This window comes from Saonia flava, from assembly GCF_011927795.1.
Classification (GTDB): domain Bacteria; phylum Bacteroidota; class Bacteroidia; order Flavobacteriales; family Flavobacteriaceae; genus Saonia; species Saonia flava.
In genome coordinates, this window is the sequence record NZ_JAATJJ010000001.1 from 2,602,259 (window position 1) to 2,618,503 (window position 16,245).

A 16,245-nucleotide genomic window follows, 5' to 3' on the forward strand; every position below is an offset into this window, starting at 1 on the left:
ATATATCAAAATGATTGATATATTTGCGTATTTTATTTAAAAATATTGCGAATTCAATAAAATTTTCATATTCTTTTTACGATTTTAGTATTCATGGATGCCAGTAAATTTCAACATCAAGTTGTATTTTTAGAATTTAAATGAAATTTTTAACAATGAGAAAGAGAATAATAACATGTGTTATTGCAGTAATTGGTCTTATGGGTTGTAGAAATGAAAATTCAGGATTTTTGGTGATAGGTCATAGAGGGGCTATGGGACATGAAACAGAGAACACATTGGCATCTGTTCAAAAAGCATTGGATTTAGGTGTGGATATGATAGAGATAGATGTCTTTAAAATTCAGAGTGGGGAAATTGTTGTTTTTCATGATGACCGTGTCGAGCGTCTTACAAATGGCGGAGGAAATATTGAAGAGTACAATATTTACGATTTAAAAAAACTATTATTGGATGGCAATCATAGAATCCCCATGTTACAGGATGTATTAAAATTGATAGACAACAAAGTAAAATTGAATATTGAACTTAAGGGAGCCAATACAGCGGATAGGGTCAATCATATTATCGGTTATTATGTTGAAGAGAGAGGTTGGTCTGCAAATAATTTCATTATTTCCAGTTTTAAGTGGGACGAGCTTAGAGCAATTAGAGGTTTTAATAAAGAAATCGAAATAGCCGTATTGACCGAGGACAATCCTTTGGATGCAATAGAAGTTGCCAGAGAACTGAATGCTGTTGCCATAAATCCAAATTTCAAGAGCCTAAATGAGGAAAATGTTCGTAAGATTAAGGAGGCAGGCTTCAAGATTTATACCTGGACTGTGAACGAGGTTTCTGATATAAGTAGAATGAAAGAACTAGATGTAGACGGAATATTTACGAATTACCCAGAGAGAGCGCATTAATGTTTGATGTTTTAGTAGTAGGTGGTGGCGCCGCAGGTTTTTTTGCGGCCATTAATATTTGTGAGAATTCCCCCAATTTAAATGTCGCCATTTTAGAAAGGGGAAAAGAGGTGCTTACCAAGGTAAAAGTATCTGGGGGTGGGCGTTGCAATGTGACCCATGCGGAATTTATGCCCAGTGAACTTGTTAAGAACTATCCAAGGGGAGAAAAAGAGCTTTTGGGTCCTTTTCATACTTTTTGCAGCGGTGATATTGTAGCTTTTTTTGAAAAAAGAGGCATTGCATTAAAGATAGAAGAAGATGGTAGAATGTTTCCCACAACCAATTCTTCCCAAACCATAATAGATTGTTTCCTAAACGAAGTGAAAAGGCTGGGGATTACAGTCCTAAAAAACAGTTCTGTAGTGGATATAGCTCCATCAGAATTAAAGGAGAACCCAAGTGGGTGGAGGGTGCAATCCTATAAAAAGGCTTATGAAACCAAAAAGCTGTTAGTGGCAACTGGGAGTAATACCAAAATTTGGAAAATAATGGAAGACTTAGGGCATACCATAGAACCTCCAGTGCCCTCTTTATTTACCTTTAACATTACGGACGATAGGATAAAGGGAATCCAAGGGGTTAGCACGAACGCTCGAGTTTTGGTGAAACCAAAAATTTTTAATAATTCAAAGATATTAGTAAGCCTTAAAAGCCAGCTACCAAAAACTCCAATATTGGAATCTGAAGGGCCTTTGTTGATTACCCATTGGGGGATGAGCGGTCCCGCAATCTTAAAGCTATCTGCTTGGGGTGCTCAGATTTTAAATGGTTATAAATACCATTTTAAAATTCGTGTTAATTGGATACCAGAATATCATATTGGGGGTGTTTTACCCTTATTAATGGAAATTAAGGAGGTGGAAACCAAGAAAACGGTGTTAAGAACCAATGCCGTAGAACTACCTAAACGATTATGGATAAATTTGGTAAAGGCTTCTGGCATAGCAGATTCTACAAAATGGGCCGATGTTTCAAAAAATCAATTACAGAAGTTGGCAGATCAGCTAACAAAATCTGAATTTTCCGTGGAAGGAAAAAGCACCTTTAAGGAAGAGTTTGTTACAGCGGGCGGTGTGGATTTAAAAGAAATTAATTTTAAAACTTTTGAAAGCAAGATTCATCCCAATCTATATTTTGCTGGAGAAGTTATAAATGTAGATGCCATTACTGGAGGTTTTAATTTCCAAAATGCATGGACTGGGGGGTATATTGCCGCTAAGGCAATTGCATCATTTTAATCCCAATCTATGTAAAAAATCTGCTCTATAACTTTCACCTATTGGAATTCTAATTTTGCCAATTATTATTTTGCTTTTTTGTATGGCTTCAATATGAGATGCGTTTATAATAAAGGATTTATGAACTCTAAAGAATTGTTGTGAGGATACTTTATCATTAATTTCCCTAAAACTCATCAACGTTAGAATGGGCTTTGGAGAATGGGATACATAAATTTTTAAATAATCCTTTAGACCCTGAATGTATTGTATTTTGTTTTTGCCCGAAAATGCAATGATAAGGTTTTTCATTGTCTCCAGTTACAACACTTTTAATTACAGTCATTTGGTTTTTAATAAACTTCTTAGCGTAATGTATTTTCCTTAGAAAACTAATCAATTAAAACCTAAAAACCTTAAGTAATCAAGAAAGACCTAACATTAACAGTGCGGCAAAAACAGCTCCTAAAACTGGACCAACTACGGGAATCCATGAATAGCCCCAATCACTAGAAGCTTTTTCTTTTATGGGCAGAAGAGCGTGAACTATTCTTGGTCCCAAATCTCTTGCGGGGTTAATGGCGTAACCTGTTGCGCCTCCAAGACATAAACCAATCCCCCATACCACAAAAGCCACAGGGAGTGCACCCAAAGACCCCAAACCAACTAGAGAACCAGAGTCTTCAATGGTGGCGTCTGTAAAATAGAGTACAGAAAAGACTAATATGAAAGTGCCAATAATTTCGGTCATAATGTTTGAGAATAGATGGGGAATAGCAGGTTTATTACAAAACACTGCTTTTTTAGTATCTCCATCAACAGTGCAGTCAAAATGGGGTTTGTGTGTTATCCAGACCAAAAAAGCACCAATCATGGCCCCTATAAATTGTGCCAAAATATAAGGTCCCACCAAACTCCAGGAAAATTTTCCGGCAACCGCCAAGCCAATTGTTACTGCAGGGTTTATGTGAGCTCCACTATATGGAGCTGCAACCACCACACCCATATATACCGCCATGGCCCATCCGGTGGTAATTACAATCCAACCGCCACCATTTCCAAAGGTCTTTTGTAAGACGGTGTTTGCTACAACGCCACAACCTAAAGTCAACAAAAGGGCTGTTCCAATAATTTCTGCTACAAAAGGTGTCATGGCTATTTATAAGTTGTTTTTTGACCAATATTGTATGGCATCGATAGCTTTATGCCAACCTTTGATGCCGTCACTAATTATATCTCTTTCGTTTGTTGGCTTAAAATGGACATCTACTTTCCAAATTTCCCGAATTTCCTCCAAACTGCCCCAGTAGCCCACTGCCAGTCCAGCTAAATATGCAGCACCCATTGCAGTTGTCTCCACAATTTGTGGACGTACAGTTACTGTATTTAAAATATCCGCCTGAAACTGCATCAATAAATCGTTAACCGTTGCACCGCCATCCACACGTAATTCATTTATTGCCACTCCAGAGTCTGCTTCCATTGCTTTTAGAACATCCATAGTTTGGTATGCAATGGCTTCTAAAGAGGCTCGAGCAATATGGGCATCCGTACTGCCGCGGGTCAACCCAAAAATAGTTCCCTGGGCATGCTGATTCCAATATGGGGCACCCAATCCCGCAAATGCAGGTACCACATAAACCCCATCAGAACTTTTGACACTCGTTGCCAATTTTTCAATATCTGATGATTTTTCTATTATTTTTAATCCATCCCTAAGCCATTGGACCACGGCACCTGCAATAAAAATGCTGCCTTCCAACGCATAATAGGTTTTATTGTTAATGGTCCAGGCCACTGTTGTCAACAAACCATTTTTGGAAACAATGGGTTTGTCACCAATATTCATCAACATAAAACATCCTGTGCCATAGGTATTTTTTACCATTCCTTTTTTTATGCACATCTGACCAAAAAGAGCAGCTTGTTGGTCACCGGCAATGCCCGCAATAGGAATACTACTTCCTAAAAAATCTGTGCCCCCGTAAACTTCACTGGACTGCTTTACTTTGGGCAACATACTTTTGGGAACATCCATAAGCTGAAGAAGTTCGTCATCCCATTCCATTGTATTGATATTGAAAAGCAAGGTCCTTGACGCATTGGTAACGTCTGTAATGTGCAACGCTCCGCTTGTCATTTTCCAGATAAGCCATGAATCAATGGTTCCCATAAGGAGTTCGCCATTTTCCGAACGTTTTCTGGCACCATCAACATGATCTAAAATCCATTTTACTTTGGTGCCAGAAAAATAAGAGTCTATCACTAGTCCTGTTTTTTCTCTAATGCTGTCTGATTTTCCTTGTTTTTTTAACTCATCACAAAAATTAGAAGTTCTTTTATCCTGCCAAACAATGGCATTGTAGATGGGCTTTCCAGTTTTTTTATCCCAAACAACAACGGTTTCCCTTTGATTGGTAATGCCTATGGCCCTAATTTGTGAGGAACTAATACTTGCGTTTGAAAGTACTGCTTTGGCGATGTCCGATTGTGTATCCCAAATTTCCATAGGGTTGTGCTCTACCCATCCTGGCTTTGGAAAAATTTGAGTAAACTCTTTTTGCTCAACAGAGATGATATCTCCCTTTTTGTTGAAAATGACAGCACGAGAACTTGTTGTTCCTTGGTCAAGGGCCAAAATGTAATTGCTCATACTGTAAATATTACAAAGAAGTTTTAAAGTTATTAAATATAGTGATTGTAGATTTATTTAAATTTAGCATTATAATAAATGTTTTAAGATTTAAGTGAATTGCTGAGCATCACTATATTAAAATTGATAATTATTGGTTATCATATAGGTATTCAATATATTGATTTTAAGTGGTTTAAAAAAATTGAAATGAAAACGTATATAGCTTTACTAAGAGGAATAAATGTAAGTGGCCAAAAGAAAATTCTAATGGTGGATTTAAAGAAATCAATGGAGCAATTGGGACTAAAAGAGGTGGTTACCTATATACAAAGTGGCAATGTAGTTTTTAAAAGTGAAGATGAATTGGTTGATATTTTGGAGGATAAAATAAAAGAGACAATTATGTCCAATTTTGGATTTGATGTCCCAGTTCTTGTTACCACTTTTGATATTTTAAACTCAATTTTGTTGAATAATCCCTTTTCAAAGGAAGAGGATAAGAAGCAATATTTTGTATTGCTCAAGGACGAACCAAAAGCATCATTAGTGGAGGAATTTCATGAAACAAGCTATAATAATGAAGATTTTGTAATTGCTGGCCAATGTATTTATTTGGTTTGTCATAAGGGAGCTGGGAATGCTAAACTGAATAATAATCTAATTGAAAGAAAATTAAAAGTTTCTGCTACAACAAGGAATTTAAGGACAATGACTAAGTTAGTGGAATTAGCAAGCGGTTAATTCATTTCCCATATTTTATAGTTCAGCAAGGTGGCAAAACATACCCACAACAAATAGGGAATCATAAGGTAGGCGGCGGTAGTGCTAACTATTCTAAACCAATTTATGGTAAATAAAATGAGCAATGCCAAAACCAAAATAATCAGAAGTGCCCAAAAAGGAGATTGAAATCCAAAAAATATAATACTCCAAAGAGCGTTTAGTAGAAGTTGAAATCCAAAATGGTATAGAGCTGTTTTTACCCAAATATGATAGAAACCTTTTGCCCAGACTAGGCCCGCTGCTATTCCCATTAAAATGTAGAGAACCGTCCAAACAGGGGCAAAAATCCAATTAGGTGGGTTATAGCTTGGTTTGTTCAAACCAATATACCAATCGTTAACAGAGTTTTGGGTAATCATGCTCGACAGAAAGCCAATGAGCAAACATATGCCAACAGATATAATTATATATGTGATTTTCTTTTTCAAAAGGTTGGTTGCAAGCCAACTAAAATAGTAATTTATTTCAATTGAGAGCCTATGAAAAGTTGGTAAAAACTATCTTTGTCCAAATATATTTTTTAAATGATTTCTACCCACTTTGTTCCCTCAGTGTATTCGCATCAAAAAAAAGAAGGAAAAGTAACATGGAAGGCCCCAAGCAATATTGCTTTGGTAAAGTATTGGGGCAAGAAAGAAAATCAGATTCCAGCAAATCCATCCATCAGTTTTACATTGGATGCCTGTGCTACAACTACAACTGTCAGTTACAAAAAACTTGAAAATAGAAGCCCAGAATTTTCAATAGACCTATTTTTTGAAGGGAAACCCAAAGAGGACTTTAGGCCAAAAATCGAATCATTTTTTAATAGAATAGAACCATATTTACCTTTTCTAAAAGAGTATATTTTTATTGTTGAAACGTCCAATTCTTTTCCACATAGTAGTGGAATAGCTTCATCGGCGAGTGGTATGGCTGCCTTGGCCCTTTGTTTAATGAGCCTGGAAAAGGAATTAAATCCAGAGATGAGTTCAGATTTTTTTAACCAAAAAGCTTCGTTCTTGGCACGTTTAGGCTCTGGGAGTGCTTGTAGAAGTATCGAGGGGGATCTAATTCAGTGGGGAGAGCACAAAGAAATTATTGGTAGTTCGGATTTGTTTGCAATAAAATATCCATTCAAAGTTCATTCTGTGTTCAAAAATTATTTTGATACTATCCTTCTAGTTGATAAGGGGCAAAAACAAGTAAGCAGCTCAGTCGGCCACAATTTAATGCACAACCACCCTTTTTCAGAAAAACGTTTTAAACAGGCACATGTAAATTTAAAAGGATTACAATCCGTATTTGAAAAAGGGGATTTGGATAAGTTTATTGAGATAGTAGAAAGTGAGGCGCTTACACTGCACGCCATGATGATGACCAGTTTGCCCTATTTTATGTTAATGAAGCCCAATACATTGAATATTATTAACAAAATATGGGAGTTTAGAAAAGCAACAAATACCCATATTTGCTTTACGCTGGATGCTGGAGCAAATGTTCATGTACTTTATCCAGAAAATGAGAAAGATGTCGTTTTTCAATTCATTAAAGATGAGTTGGTTGTATATTGTGAAGAACAACAGTATATTTGTGACAGAATTGGTTTTGGAGCCAAACAATTATAGTATGAAAGGACCTCTATTTTATTCTAAAATTTTGCTTTTTGGAGAGTATGGTATCATTAAAGATTCCAAAGGACTTTCAATTCCCTATAACTTTTTTAAAGGAGCGTTAAAGACGGATGAAAATTTAGAGGGAGAAGCAAAAGAATCTAATGAAAGTTTAAATAAGTTTGTTTCCTATTTAGAAGAAATACAACAAGAGCAACCAGAATTGGTAACTTTTGATTTGAATGCTTTAAAAAGGGATCTTTCCAAGGGAATGTATTTTGACAGTTCCATTCCACAAGGATATGGAATAGGAAGTAGCGGCGCTTTGGTTGCTGCTATTTATGATAAATACGCTCAAAATAAAATTACAGTATTAGAAAACCTTACTAGGGACAAGCTTTTAAAGCTTAAGACCATATTTGGTAAAATGGAGTCTTTCTTTCATGGAAAATCTTCGGGATTAGATCCTTTGAACAGCTATTTAAGTTTGCCTATCCTTATTAATTCCCAAGATAATATAGAGTCTACCAGTATTCCATCACAAAACTTAGAGGGAAAAGGCGCAGTCTTTTTGCTTGATAGTGGTATTACTGGGGAAACTGCACCTATGGTTCAAATTTTCATGGAAAAAATGAAACAAGAAGGATTTAGGAATATGCTCAAGAATCAGTTCATAAAACATACTGATGCTTGTGTGGAAGATTTTATTAATGGAAATGTGAAATCACTTTTTGGGAATCTTAAGCAATTGTCCCATGTGGTTCTCAAAAACTTTAAACCAATGATTCCAGCAGAGTTTCACAAACTTTGGAAACATGGTATAGATACCAATGAGTACTATTTAAAACTTTGTGGTTCTGGCGGTGGAGGCTATATTCTTGGTTTTACCCAGGATATAGACAAGGCCAAGTTGGCCCTAGCAGGACATAAATTGGAAGTGGTTTACAACTTCTAAAAATCAACATGTTTAGTCGAAAGAACAAACTCCTAATATTTAAATTAGTGAGCCTGTTTTCTGTTGTAAGGGGATATAACATCCTTATGATTACCCTTGCCCAATATTTGGCTTCCATTTATATTCTTGCACATGACTGGCCACTTAGAAAAGTGGTTTTTGACTTAAATCTTTTGCTTATTGTAACAGCCTCCGCTTTGGTAATTGCTGCAGGGTATATCATCAATAATTTTTATGACGCAGAAAAGGATTTAATCAATAAGCCGCGTAAGAGCATGTTGGATAAGTTGGTAAGTCAAAGATTTAAACTGACCACGTATTTTATTTTAAATTTTTTGGCAGTTTTTGCCGCCAGCTATATTTCTTTTAGGGCAGTGTTTTTTTTCTCTGCCTACATTTTTGGAATTTGGTTCTACTCCCATAAACTAAAGAGAATCCCTTTTGTTGGGAATTTGGTATCAGCTACATTGGCCATTGCTCCCTTTTTTGCTGTTTTTGTGTATTATAAGAATTTTGAAACAGTCATTTTTGTACATGCTGTTTTTCTTTTTCTACTTATTTTGGCAAGGGAGATGATTAAGGATTTGGAAAATGTTAAGGGAGATCTAGTGCAAAATTACAGAACGATTCCCATAATTTTAGGCGTAAAAGTTTCAAAAAGAATGATTGGAGTATTGGTGCTTTTAACTTTGATTCCCGCTTTTCTACTTATCAACAAGTTTGATGTTGGATATATGTACCTTTATTTTATTGGGAGTGTTATGCTCTTACTTCTTTTTTTGGTATTGTTGTGGAAATCAAGTAGTAAAAAACATTATGTATGGCTGCACAATATTCTAAAGCTTATCATCATTGTAGGTGTTTTTAGTATTTTATTGATTGATATTGATTTGGTTCTCCACCGAATTTTATGAACAAACCCATATCCTTTGCCTACCTTTGCAAAAAATACAGTTCATGGGCGACAGCAATGACAAAAGAGCTTCAGGGAGACAAGGTGGAAACTTTAGAAAGAAAAGCTTTTCCAGGGGAAATTCACCTTTAAAAAAGAAAACGGAACAACAAAAACCTTCTGATCCAAATTCGATTAGACTAAATAAGTATGTGGCCAATTCTGGAGTATGTTCTAGAAGGGATGCGGATATTTATATTTCTGCTGGGAATGTAACAGTAAACGGTAAGCCAGTTACTGAAATGGGTTATAAGGTGAAGTTAAGTGATGTTGTAAAATTTGATGGACGTCTATTAAACCCTGAAAAAAAAGTATATATTTTATTGAACAAACCCAAGGATTTTGCTACCACAGAAAAGGATGGTAGGGGAAGAAGAACTGCAGCGCAGCTGGTTCTTGGGGCATCAAAGTCTAAATTGACACCTATTGGGAAGCTAGAAAAAGCAACAACGGGACTCATTATTTTTACCAACGATGGAGAAATGTTGACCAGACTGGCCAGGCCAAAAAATGGATTACGAAAAATTTATCATGTGGAGTTAAACAAAGATTTGCGCTCGGAGGATTTAAAGAAGATACGGGAAGGAATTACTGTGGAAGAAAGTTTGGTTAGGGTTGCTGATATTAGTTATGTGGAAAACTCACCCAAAAGAGAAGTCGGAATAGAACTTTTTAGTAGTAGAAACAATATAGTACGTCGCATTTTTGAACATTTGGAGTATGATGTAGTAAAACTGGACCGTGTTGTTTATGCAGGACTTACTAAAAAAGACCTTCCACGTGGGCATTGGAGGCACCTTACCGCACAAGAAGTGGTTAATTTGGGAATGATTAAATAATAACCTTCTCCAATTTTTTTTGATTCTCAAAACTCAACAATAGATGTTAGTTTACATGACACTTATCTTAAAATCTCCCATGTATATCCTTAAAGTATTTTGTCATTTGGATTGGAAGATGTGGAATAGGGTATTGGCTTTTAATTTGGTTTAAGAAGATACCAATAGTATGGATGACCCTTTTATTTTTTGTTTCTGTTGTTGTTCCAACTTTTATTGTTCTGGACAAGTATTATGATTACAATATCCGGACAGATTTTAATATACTTCTTAAATATTCTAACAACCTTCTTTTTTACAAAAAGAAAGGTTGATTAATTATCTTCTATTAAGCTATAAATGGGATATTTCTATAGCTTTTGCAAAAGCTAGGCACTGACACTTTTATTTCAATGGAAAAGGAGAAATTTTCATCTTTCTTCAAACAATAACCAGACATTTGGGTCTAAAACAACACTATCAGGCTTACTTTTTATTTTAATTTCAAAGGTTTCGGAGCCTTTTGATATTTGTACAATTTCAGTTTTTAGATCTTCTCCATGGATAACTCCAATTTCAAGAGGAAATTGAAAGATATGATGGTCCTGAATTTGGTTGATGGTAACCTTGAGCAAACCTCTTTTATAGGCCCAGTCCCATTTTAATTGAGGGTGTCCTTTTGTAAAAATCCATTGATTAAAGAAGGTTTCAAGATTTTTCCCCGAAACTTCTTCCATGATTTTTTGAAAATCACTGGTCATGGCATTGGCATTTTGGTAGGTTTTGTAATAAGTTCTTATACCATTCCAAAAAGTTTCATCTCCCAGCTTATGTCGAAGCATGTTTAATATCCATCCTCCTTTTTGGTAGGTATTGGTGCTCAATACTTTCATGGGGTCAATGATTGAAGGGTCTACAATGGGAGCAGGCTTTTTCTTATAATAGTCAATCACCTGTTTTCTATCCAATATAGATTCTTCTTTTCTTTTTTCATTGCCGTAAACACTTTCTAGGTATAAAATGCCAAAATAAGTGGCAAAGCCTTCACTTAGCCATACATGGTTCCAGTCATTTTCTGTTGCGGAATTTCCAAACCATTGATGTGCAATTTCATGTGCTATTAAACCCTCTACTTCGTTTTTTCCGGTTACGGAATTTTCAAAATATGCAATGGTTCCGGCATTTTCCAATCCGCCCCATTGCGTTTTGGCCTGCATATTTGCCAATTTCGCATAGGAATAAGGACCAATATTGTCAATAAAATATTTTAGCACTTTTGTGGCTACCTTGTAATCATAAAAACCATCCAATCGGTTCTCTGGATATACCCAAGCAGAGACGGGAATATCGTAAACCTCATCCAATAACATACTGGCAAATTTGGTTACACCTATTGTAACCACTTTCATGGGGACAGGTGCAGGTTCCTTATAGGTTGTTAGTTTTAAGCCATTTCCTAAGCTACTCTCCTCAATTTTTTCACCTGTTGCTACTACATCATAGTAATCTGGTGCGGTTATTCTAAATTCAATGGTTGCCTTATCAGAGGGGTGGTCTACCGAGGGCAACCAGTGGCGAGCCAAATTGGGCCAATTATCTCCAAAGAAAGAACGTTGCCCATATTTAGTGGTATCAATGACCAATCCTCTTTCTGGAACCCCGCTATATTGAATTTTAAAGGTCCTGGTTTTTTCATTGGACGAAGTAGGTGTTATTTTAATCTTATTTTGCTCAAAAGTGTAATGAGTAACATTATCTCCTTCATAAACATTGGAAATCGTCATACCATACTCACCATTCTTGCCTACTAAATCCAAAGCAAACTGACCCACTTCTTTTGTAAAATCCACTGTAACCAGAGTCTCTCCTTTAATTTTGTCGTTTTCATCATTTAAAGAGAGGTTAAAAACATATTCTTTTACATCCGCAGAATTATTTCTTTGATACTGGTCTTGGGATTTGACGGAAGAAGTACCAATTAAAAGGAGTGTGACCAGTAACTGGAGATTTTTCATGTGTTTTATTTTTTTGAACCTATTTTATTGGCAGTAACGCCTTCAAAAGTCATCTTTACATTTTTGATGGTACCATCATGGTTAAATTCAAGCTTGTCAATACATGTAACACGGTGATCTCGCCCTTCATTGGGAATGGGACGCCTATGATACACCATGTACCAATCATCTGTTCCTGGAGTATTTAATACGGAGTTATGTCCTGCACCGGTTGCAATACTTTTATCCATCTCTAATATAGTTCCTATTTTTTTAAAGGGCCCTGTTACCTTATCCGCCATGGCATATGCAACCTTGTAAGAATCATTTGTCCAACCACCTTCGGACCACATAAAGTAATAAATGTTGTTTCTTATGAACATGAATGGCCCTTCAACATAACCTTCAGGAGTAATTTCTCTGAAAGTTTCACCACTTTCCCAAGGAACAAAACCCGTAAAATCATCATTCAAAATTCCTAGGTTACAATGGCTCCACCCTCCATAAAAAAGATAATGGGTTCCATCTGTATCTTTAAAGGCGAATTGGTCAATAGGTTGGGCATCGTTATAAAAATCAGAAATAAGGGGTTTTCCCAAATAATCCTTGAAAGGTCCGGCCGGGGAATCTGCAATAGCTATTCCGATACCTCCAAAATGGTTAATGTCATTATTGGGGTCCCAGGAATCCCGACTTGGTCTTTGAACATCGTTTGCAGAAAAGAAAAGGTAGTACTTGCCGTTTTTTTCTATAGCTGCCGGAGCCCACATTGCTTGTCTGGCCCATTTAATGATTGTAGTATCTAATATTTTGCTGTGCTTTTTCCATTTAACCAGGTCTTTTGAACTGAACGCGTCAAAAAAAAGCTGCTCTCCATAGGTAGCTGAATAAGTAGGATAAATCCAGTATTCATTATTAAAGACCACTCCTTCAGGGTCTGCATACCACCCTGTAAAAATAGGATTCTTAGAAGTCTTTTCATTAACCATTTTTGTTCCAGAACAACTCACTAAAATTCCGATAAGGAATATGTACACAATAAATTTTGATGTCATTATTTACGAGTTTAAGACCTTATTCATTTTCACTTTAATTTCATCCAAACACAAATTACCAAGACTTCCCTCATGGGTATGATTTATATCTCTTTTGGGAGTAAAGGTGCCTTTATTTATTTCAATGCCCATTTTCTTGTAAGCATCCCTAAAAGGCATGCCGTCTAATACTAGTTCATTTAAGGTATCCACACTAAAAAGATAATCGTATTTTGGGTCTTCTAGAATTTCCTTGTTGACCCTAATTTCTTTTAAACTAAAGGTCATCATTTCCAAACAAGCTTTCATATCTTGAATGGCCGGAACAATTACTTCTTTTACCAATTGTAGATCCCTATGATACCCACTTGGAAGATTGTTGGTCATTAATGTTAGCTGATTGGGTACAGCTTGAATTTTGTTGCATTTGGCCCTAATCAATTCGAAGACATCCGGGTTTTTCTTGTGTGGCATAATACTACTGCCTGTAGTAAGTTCATCTGGGAATTTAATAAAGTCGAAATTCTGACTCATATACAAACAGATGTCCATTGCCAATTTGGATAAGGTTGAAGCAATAGAGCTAATCCCAAAAGCAGTAGCTTTTTCTGCTTTTCCTCTACTCATTTGGGCGGCAACCACATTGTATTTTAAGGTTTCAAAACCCATTTCTTGGGTAGTATATGTTCTATCGACCGGAAAAGAGCTTCCATAACCCGCGGCGCTACCTAAAGGATTTTGATCGGCCACCTTAAAAGCTGCATTTACAAAGTGCAAATCGTCTATTAAGCTTTCCGCATATGATGAAAACCAAAGTCCAAAAGAGGAAGGCATGGCAATTTGTAAATGCGTATAGCCTGGTAGTAAAACGGACTTATATTTATTGGCCAAGACCATCAGTAAATCGAACAGTTCTTTCGTCTCATTTTTAATTTTGAAGAGCTCTTCTTTTAAATACAAATGCATGGCTACCAACACCTGGTCATTTCTAGACCTTGCCATATGTATTTTTTTTCCTGTATCTCCTAGTTTTTCAATGAGCAAGAATTCAATTTTGGAATGCATATCCTCAAAAGAATCTTCTATGGTAAAAGTACCTTCTTCAATAGATGTTCCAATAGCACTTAATTCCTTTGCCAATGCAGCTGATTCATCCGAAGTCAATAACCCGACTTTGCCAAGCATTTTAGCATGGGCCATAGAGGCAATAACGTCATATTTTGCTAAAAGCAAGTCTAGTTCCCTGTCATTGCCAACGGTAAAATGATCTATTTTTTTATCGGTACTGAATCCTTTATCCCAGAGTTTCATAACAAAAAGCCTTTTAAAATCTTAATATATAAATCTATTCCTTCTTCAATTTCTTGCACATAAATATACTCATCAGCTGAATGGGAGCGTGTGCTATCGCCTGGTCCTAATTTTAAAGATTGGCAGCTCAATGCTGCTTGATCCGATAAGGTTGGAGAACCATATGTTTCCCTGCCCAGTGCAATGCCCGATTGCACTAAGGGATGGTTTTTGTCTATTTTGGATGAATTGAGCTTTAGCCCACGTTCTTGTATCTTACATGGTGCTTCTTTCTTTAATAAATCAGCAATTTCTTTATTTGTATACGAATCATTTACACGAACGTCAATCACTAAATCTACTTGGGAAGGCACCACATTGTGTTCGCTTCCAGCCTTCATTTGGGTTACGGTTAGTTTTACATCACCCAAAGCCTCGGAAGTTTTTTCAAATCTGTAGTTCTTAAACCATTCCAAAACCTTAATGGTATTGTAAATAGCATTATTGCCATTTGGATGGGCTGCATGGGAAGGTGTTCCTTCCACAACGGCATCAAAAACTACCAATCCTTTTTCGGCAATTGCCAACTGCATTAAAGTGGGTTCTCCCACAATGGCCACATCAATTTTTGGGAGACTTGGCAATAATCCCCTTAAACTATTTTCTCCTGCATTTTCTTCCTCCGCCGATGCAACCATCAGCAAATTATGGTTGAGGTCCTCCATTAAATAGAGATGGGTAAAAGTTGCAATAAGTGAAACTAAGGCCCCACCAGCATCATTGCTTCCCAATCCAAATAATTTTCCATCTTCAATGTGTGCATGAAAAGGGTCTTTTGTATAGGCTTGATTTGGTTTTACGGTATCGTGATGCGAGTTTAAAAGCAACGTTGGTTTGGTATCATCCCAATACTTGTTCTTTGCATATATATTGTTATTTTCCCTTGTAAAAGGAATATCATGGGTAGTAAACCAAGCTTCAATTGCATCTGCGGTTTTATCCTCTTCTTTTGAAAAAGACTGTATTGAAATTAACTTTTTAAGCAGCTCAATAGCTTCTTTGGTTAATATATCTTGTGAGAAACTCATAGGGTTAAGGTGGTATATAGGGTTGATTTGGAATTCAGCATAGTAACATCTCCGATGCACACTTTCTCTACATTATTGTTCAATGCATGAAAGCAATTGTGCATTTTGGGAAGCATTCCGTCTACAATAATTTCTTTCTTCAATAGTTTTTGATAAGATTCTGTGTTGATATACTTTACCACTGAATTATCATCTTCTACATTCATTAAAACTCCTTTTTTCTCAAAACAATAATAAAGTGTGGTTTTATATTGATTGCTCATGCCAATGGCTATTTCCGATGCAATGGTATCTGCATTGGTGTTCAATAATTGTCCATTGCCATCATGGGACATGGCGCAAAAAACGGGGACCAAGTCTGCTTCAATTAGCTTAGCAATGGTTTCTTTGTTTATTCCATCAATATCACCCACAAAACCAAAATCTATTTCTTTTATAGGCCTTTTGTGGGCCTGAATACTATTTCCATCCGCTCCAGAAAGCCCTATCGCATTACAATTTTGAGCTTGTAATTGGGCCACAATGTTTTTATTGGCAAGCCCCGCATAGACCATAGTAATCAATTCTAAACTTTGAGCATCCGTAATTCTTCTCCCATTCACCATTTTAGATTCAATACCTAGTTTTTTGCCCAATTCCGTTGCCAGTTTTCCGCCGCCATGCACTAAAATTTTTGGGCCTTTAATTTTTGAGAAAGCAATAATGAAATCAGAAAGACCTTCCTTGTTTTCTATGACGTTCCCGCCAATTTTTATGATGGATAAGCCTCTCCTTGCATTCCTGAAGGGGAGGTTTCCATTTTCAATATGTTCTGAATCTAAACTCATTTTTTTTGTCTTTGTCATTTCGAACCTTTTTAAGGTGAGAAATCTAGATATCTCACATTCGTTCGATATGACATTTTATACTTTTCTTGACTATATGCTTTCCAATATCT

General features: G+C 36.3%; 16 protein-coding genes. 7 read left to right on the plus strand and 9 right to left on the minus strand.

Annotated elements, in window-relative coordinates:
• Window positions 1-155: 155 nt before the first annotated feature.
• Both GGR42_RS11410 and GGR42_RS11415 read left to right on the plus strand, forming a co-directional pair.
• Window positions 156-908: a glycerophosphodiester phosphodiesterase gene (locus GGR42_RS11410; RefSeq protein WP_167964001.1), complete on the plus strand. Its 753-nt coding sequence runs from the start codon at window positions 156-158 to the stop codon at window positions 906-908.
• On the plus strand, window positions 908-2,188 hold the full coding sequence (locus GGR42_RS11415; protein ID WP_167964003.1) for a BaiN/RdsA family NAD(P)/FAD-dependent oxidoreductase: 1,281 nt from the start codon (window positions 908-910) through the stop codon (window positions 2,186-2,188). Before GGR42_RS11410 ends, GGR42_RS11415 begins: the two co-directional genes overlap by 1 nt.
• Here GGR42_RS11415 and GGR42_RS11420 read toward each other — a convergent pair.
• The 3 genes from GGR42_RS11420 to glpK form a co-directional block, all read right to left on the minus strand.
• Window positions 2,180-2,479: a LytTR family transcriptional regulator DNA-binding domain-containing protein gene (locus tag GGR42_RS11420; protein ID WP_167964005.1), complete on the minus strand. Its 300-nt coding sequence runs from the start codon at window positions 2,477-2,479 to the stop codon at window positions 2,180-2,182. The genes GGR42_RS11415 and GGR42_RS11420 overlap by 9 nt on opposite strands.
• Before the next feature lie 112 nt (window positions 2,480-2,591).
• The gene (locus GGR42_RS11425) at window positions 2,592-3,320 is read right to left on the minus strand and encodes an MIP/aquaporin family protein (RefSeq protein WP_167964008.1); all 729 of its coding nucleotides are present in this window, start codon (window positions 3,318-3,320) and stop codon (window positions 2,592-2,594) included.
• Window positions 3,321-3,326: 6 nt separating this feature from the next.
• Window positions 3,327-4,820, minus strand: a complete 1,494-nt coding sequence (gene glpK / locus GGR42_RS11430) for a glycerol kinase GlpK (protein WP_167964010.1) — start codon at window positions 4,818-4,820, stop codon at window positions 3,327-3,329.
• Between the two features lie 189 nt (window positions 4,821-5,009).
• Between glpK and GGR42_RS11435 the strand changes: the two genes are divergently transcribed.
• Window positions 5,010-5,543, plus strand: coding sequence for a DUF1697 domain-containing protein (locus GGR42_RS11435; protein ID WP_167964012.1), 534 nt, complete (start codon window positions 5,010-5,012; stop codon window positions 5,541-5,543).
• On the opposite strand, the gene GGR42_RS11440 is transcribed toward GGR42_RS11435, so the two are convergent.
• The gene (locus GGR42_RS11440) at window positions 5,540-6,013 is read right to left on the minus strand and encodes a TspO/MBR family protein (RefSeq protein ID WP_167964014.1); all 474 of its coding nucleotides are present in this window, start codon (window positions 6,011-6,013) and stop codon (window positions 5,540-5,542) included. The genes GGR42_RS11435 and GGR42_RS11440 overlap by 4 nt on opposite strands.
• Before the next feature lie 96 nt (window positions 6,014-6,109).
• Between GGR42_RS11440 and GGR42_RS11445 the strand changes: the two genes are divergently transcribed.
• Genes GGR42_RS11445 through GGR42_RS11460 form a run of 4 tightly spaced genes read left to right on the plus strand, consistent with a single transcriptional unit; the run spans window position 6,110 to window position 9,923 of the window.
• Window positions 6,110-7,192 (plus strand): diphosphomevalonate/mevalonate 3,5-bisphosphate decarboxylase family protein, encoded by a 1,083-nt coding sequence (locus GGR42_RS11445; RefSeq protein WP_167964016.1) that lies wholly within the window; start codon window positions 6,110-6,112, stop codon window positions 7,190-7,192.
• A 1-nt stretch (window position 7,193) separates the two neighbouring features.
• Window positions 7,194-8,132, plus strand: coding sequence for a mevalonate kinase family protein (locus GGR42_RS11450; protein WP_167964018.1), 939 nt, complete (start codon window positions 7,194-7,196; stop codon window positions 8,130-8,132).
• 8 nt (window positions 8,133-8,140) lie between these two features.
• The gene (locus GGR42_RS11455) at window positions 8,141-9,046 is read left to right on the plus strand and encodes a geranylgeranylglycerol-phosphate geranylgeranyltransferase (protein ID WP_167964020.1); all 906 of its coding nucleotides are present in this window, start codon (window positions 8,141-8,143) and stop codon (window positions 9,044-9,046) included.
• A 43-nt stretch (window positions 9,047-9,089) separates the two neighbouring features.
• A complete protein-coding gene (locus tag GGR42_RS11460) occupies window positions 9,090-9,923 on the plus strand; it encodes a pseudouridine synthase (protein WP_167964022.1) in 834 nt (277 codons plus the stop codon).
• A gap of 410 nt (window positions 9,924-10,333) precedes the next feature.
• On the opposite strand, the gene GGR42_RS11465 is transcribed toward GGR42_RS11460, so the two are convergent.
• Genes GGR42_RS11465 through argB form a run of 5 tightly spaced genes read right to left on the minus strand, consistent with a single transcriptional unit; the run spans window position 10,334 to window position 16,153 of the window.
• Window positions 10,334-11,917: a M1 family metallopeptidase gene (locus GGR42_RS11465; RefSeq protein ID WP_167964024.1), complete on the minus strand. Its 1,584-nt coding sequence runs from the start codon at window positions 11,915-11,917 to the stop codon at window positions 10,334-10,336.
• A 5-nt stretch (window positions 11,918-11,922) separates the two neighbouring features.
• Window positions 11,923-12,951 carry a glycoside hydrolase family 43 protein gene (locus GGR42_RS11470; protein WP_167964026.1) on the minus strand — a complete coding sequence of 343 codons (1,029 nt, stop codon included), beginning with the start codon at window positions 12,949-12,951 and terminating at the stop codon, window positions 11,923-11,925.
• Between the two features lie 3 nt (window positions 12,952-12,954).
• Window positions 12,955-14,241, minus strand: a complete 1,287-nt coding sequence (gene argH / locus GGR42_RS11475) for an argininosuccinate lyase (protein ID WP_167964028.1) — start codon at window positions 14,239-14,241, stop codon at window positions 12,955-12,957.
• Window positions 14,238-15,308, minus strand: coding sequence for a M20 family metallo-hydrolase (locus GGR42_RS11480; protein ID WP_167964030.1), 1,071 nt, complete (start codon window positions 15,306-15,308; stop codon window positions 14,238-14,240). The genes argH and GGR42_RS11480 overlap by 4 nt, the downstream gene beginning before the upstream one ends.
• The gene (argB, locus tag GGR42_RS11485) at window positions 15,305-16,153 is read right to left on the minus strand and encodes an acetylglutamate kinase (RefSeq protein WP_245201439.1); all 849 of its coding nucleotides are present in this window, start codon (window positions 16,151-16,153) and stop codon (window positions 15,305-15,307) included. The genes GGR42_RS11480 and argB overlap by 4 nt, the downstream gene beginning before the upstream one ends.
• Window positions 16,154-16,245 lie beyond the last annotated feature (92 nt).

Coding starts and splice junctions, on each gene's coding strand:
- GGR42_RS11460 (WP_167964022.1), top strand. CDS start 9,090: ATGGGCGACAGCAATGACAAAAGAGCTTCAGGGAGACAAGGTGGAAAC.
- GGR42_RS11420 (WP_167964005.1), bottom strand. CDS start 2,479: ATGAAAAACCTTATCATTGCATTTTCGGGCAAAAACAAAATACAATAC.
- argH (WP_167964028.1), bottom strand. CDS start 14,241: ATGAAACTCTGGGATAAAGGATTCAGTACCGATAAAAAAATAGATCAT.
- GGR42_RS11480 (WP_167964030.1), bottom strand. CDS start 15,308: ATGAGTTTCTCACAAGATATATTAACCAAAGAAGCTATTGAGCTGCTT.
- GGR42_RS11425 (WP_167964008.1), bottom strand. CDS start 3,320: ATGACACCTTTTGTAGCAGAAATTATTGGAACAGCCCTTTTGTTGACT.
- GGR42_RS11435 (WP_167964012.1), top strand. CDS start 5,010: ATGAAAACGTATATAGCTTTACTAAGAGGAATAAATGTAAGTGGCCAA.
- GGR42_RS11470 (WP_167964026.1), bottom strand. CDS start 12,951: ATGACATCAAAATTTATTGTGTACATATTCCTTATCGGAATTTTAGTG.
- GGR42_RS11465 (WP_167964024.1), bottom strand. CDS start 11,917: ATGAAAAATCTCCAGTTACTGGTCACACTCCTTTTAATTGGTACTTCT.
- GGR42_RS11450 (WP_167964018.1), top strand. CDS start 7,194: ATGAAAGGACCTCTATTTTATTCTAAAATTTTGCTTTTTGGAGAGTAT.
- glpK (WP_167964010.1), bottom strand. CDS start 4,820: ATGAGCAATTACATTTTGGCCCTTGACCAAGGAACAACAAGTTCTCGT.
- GGR42_RS11410 (WP_167964001.1), top strand. CDS start 156: ATGAGAAAGAGAATAATAACATGTGTTATTGCAGTAATTGGTCTTATG.
- argB (WP_245201439.1), bottom strand. CDS start 16,153: ATGACAAAGACAAAAAAAATGAGTTTAGATTCAGAACATATTGAAAAT.
- GGR42_RS11445 (WP_167964016.1), top strand. CDS start 6,110: ATGATTTCTACCCACTTTGTTCCCTCAGTGTATTCGCATCAAAAAAAA.
- GGR42_RS11455 (WP_167964020.1), top strand. CDS start 8,141: ATGTTTAGTCGAAAGAACAAACTCCTAATATTTAAATTAGTGAGCCTG.
- GGR42_RS11415 (WP_167964003.1), top strand. CDS start 908: ATGTTTGATGTTTTAGTAGTAGGTGGTGGCGCCGCAGGTTTTTTTGCG.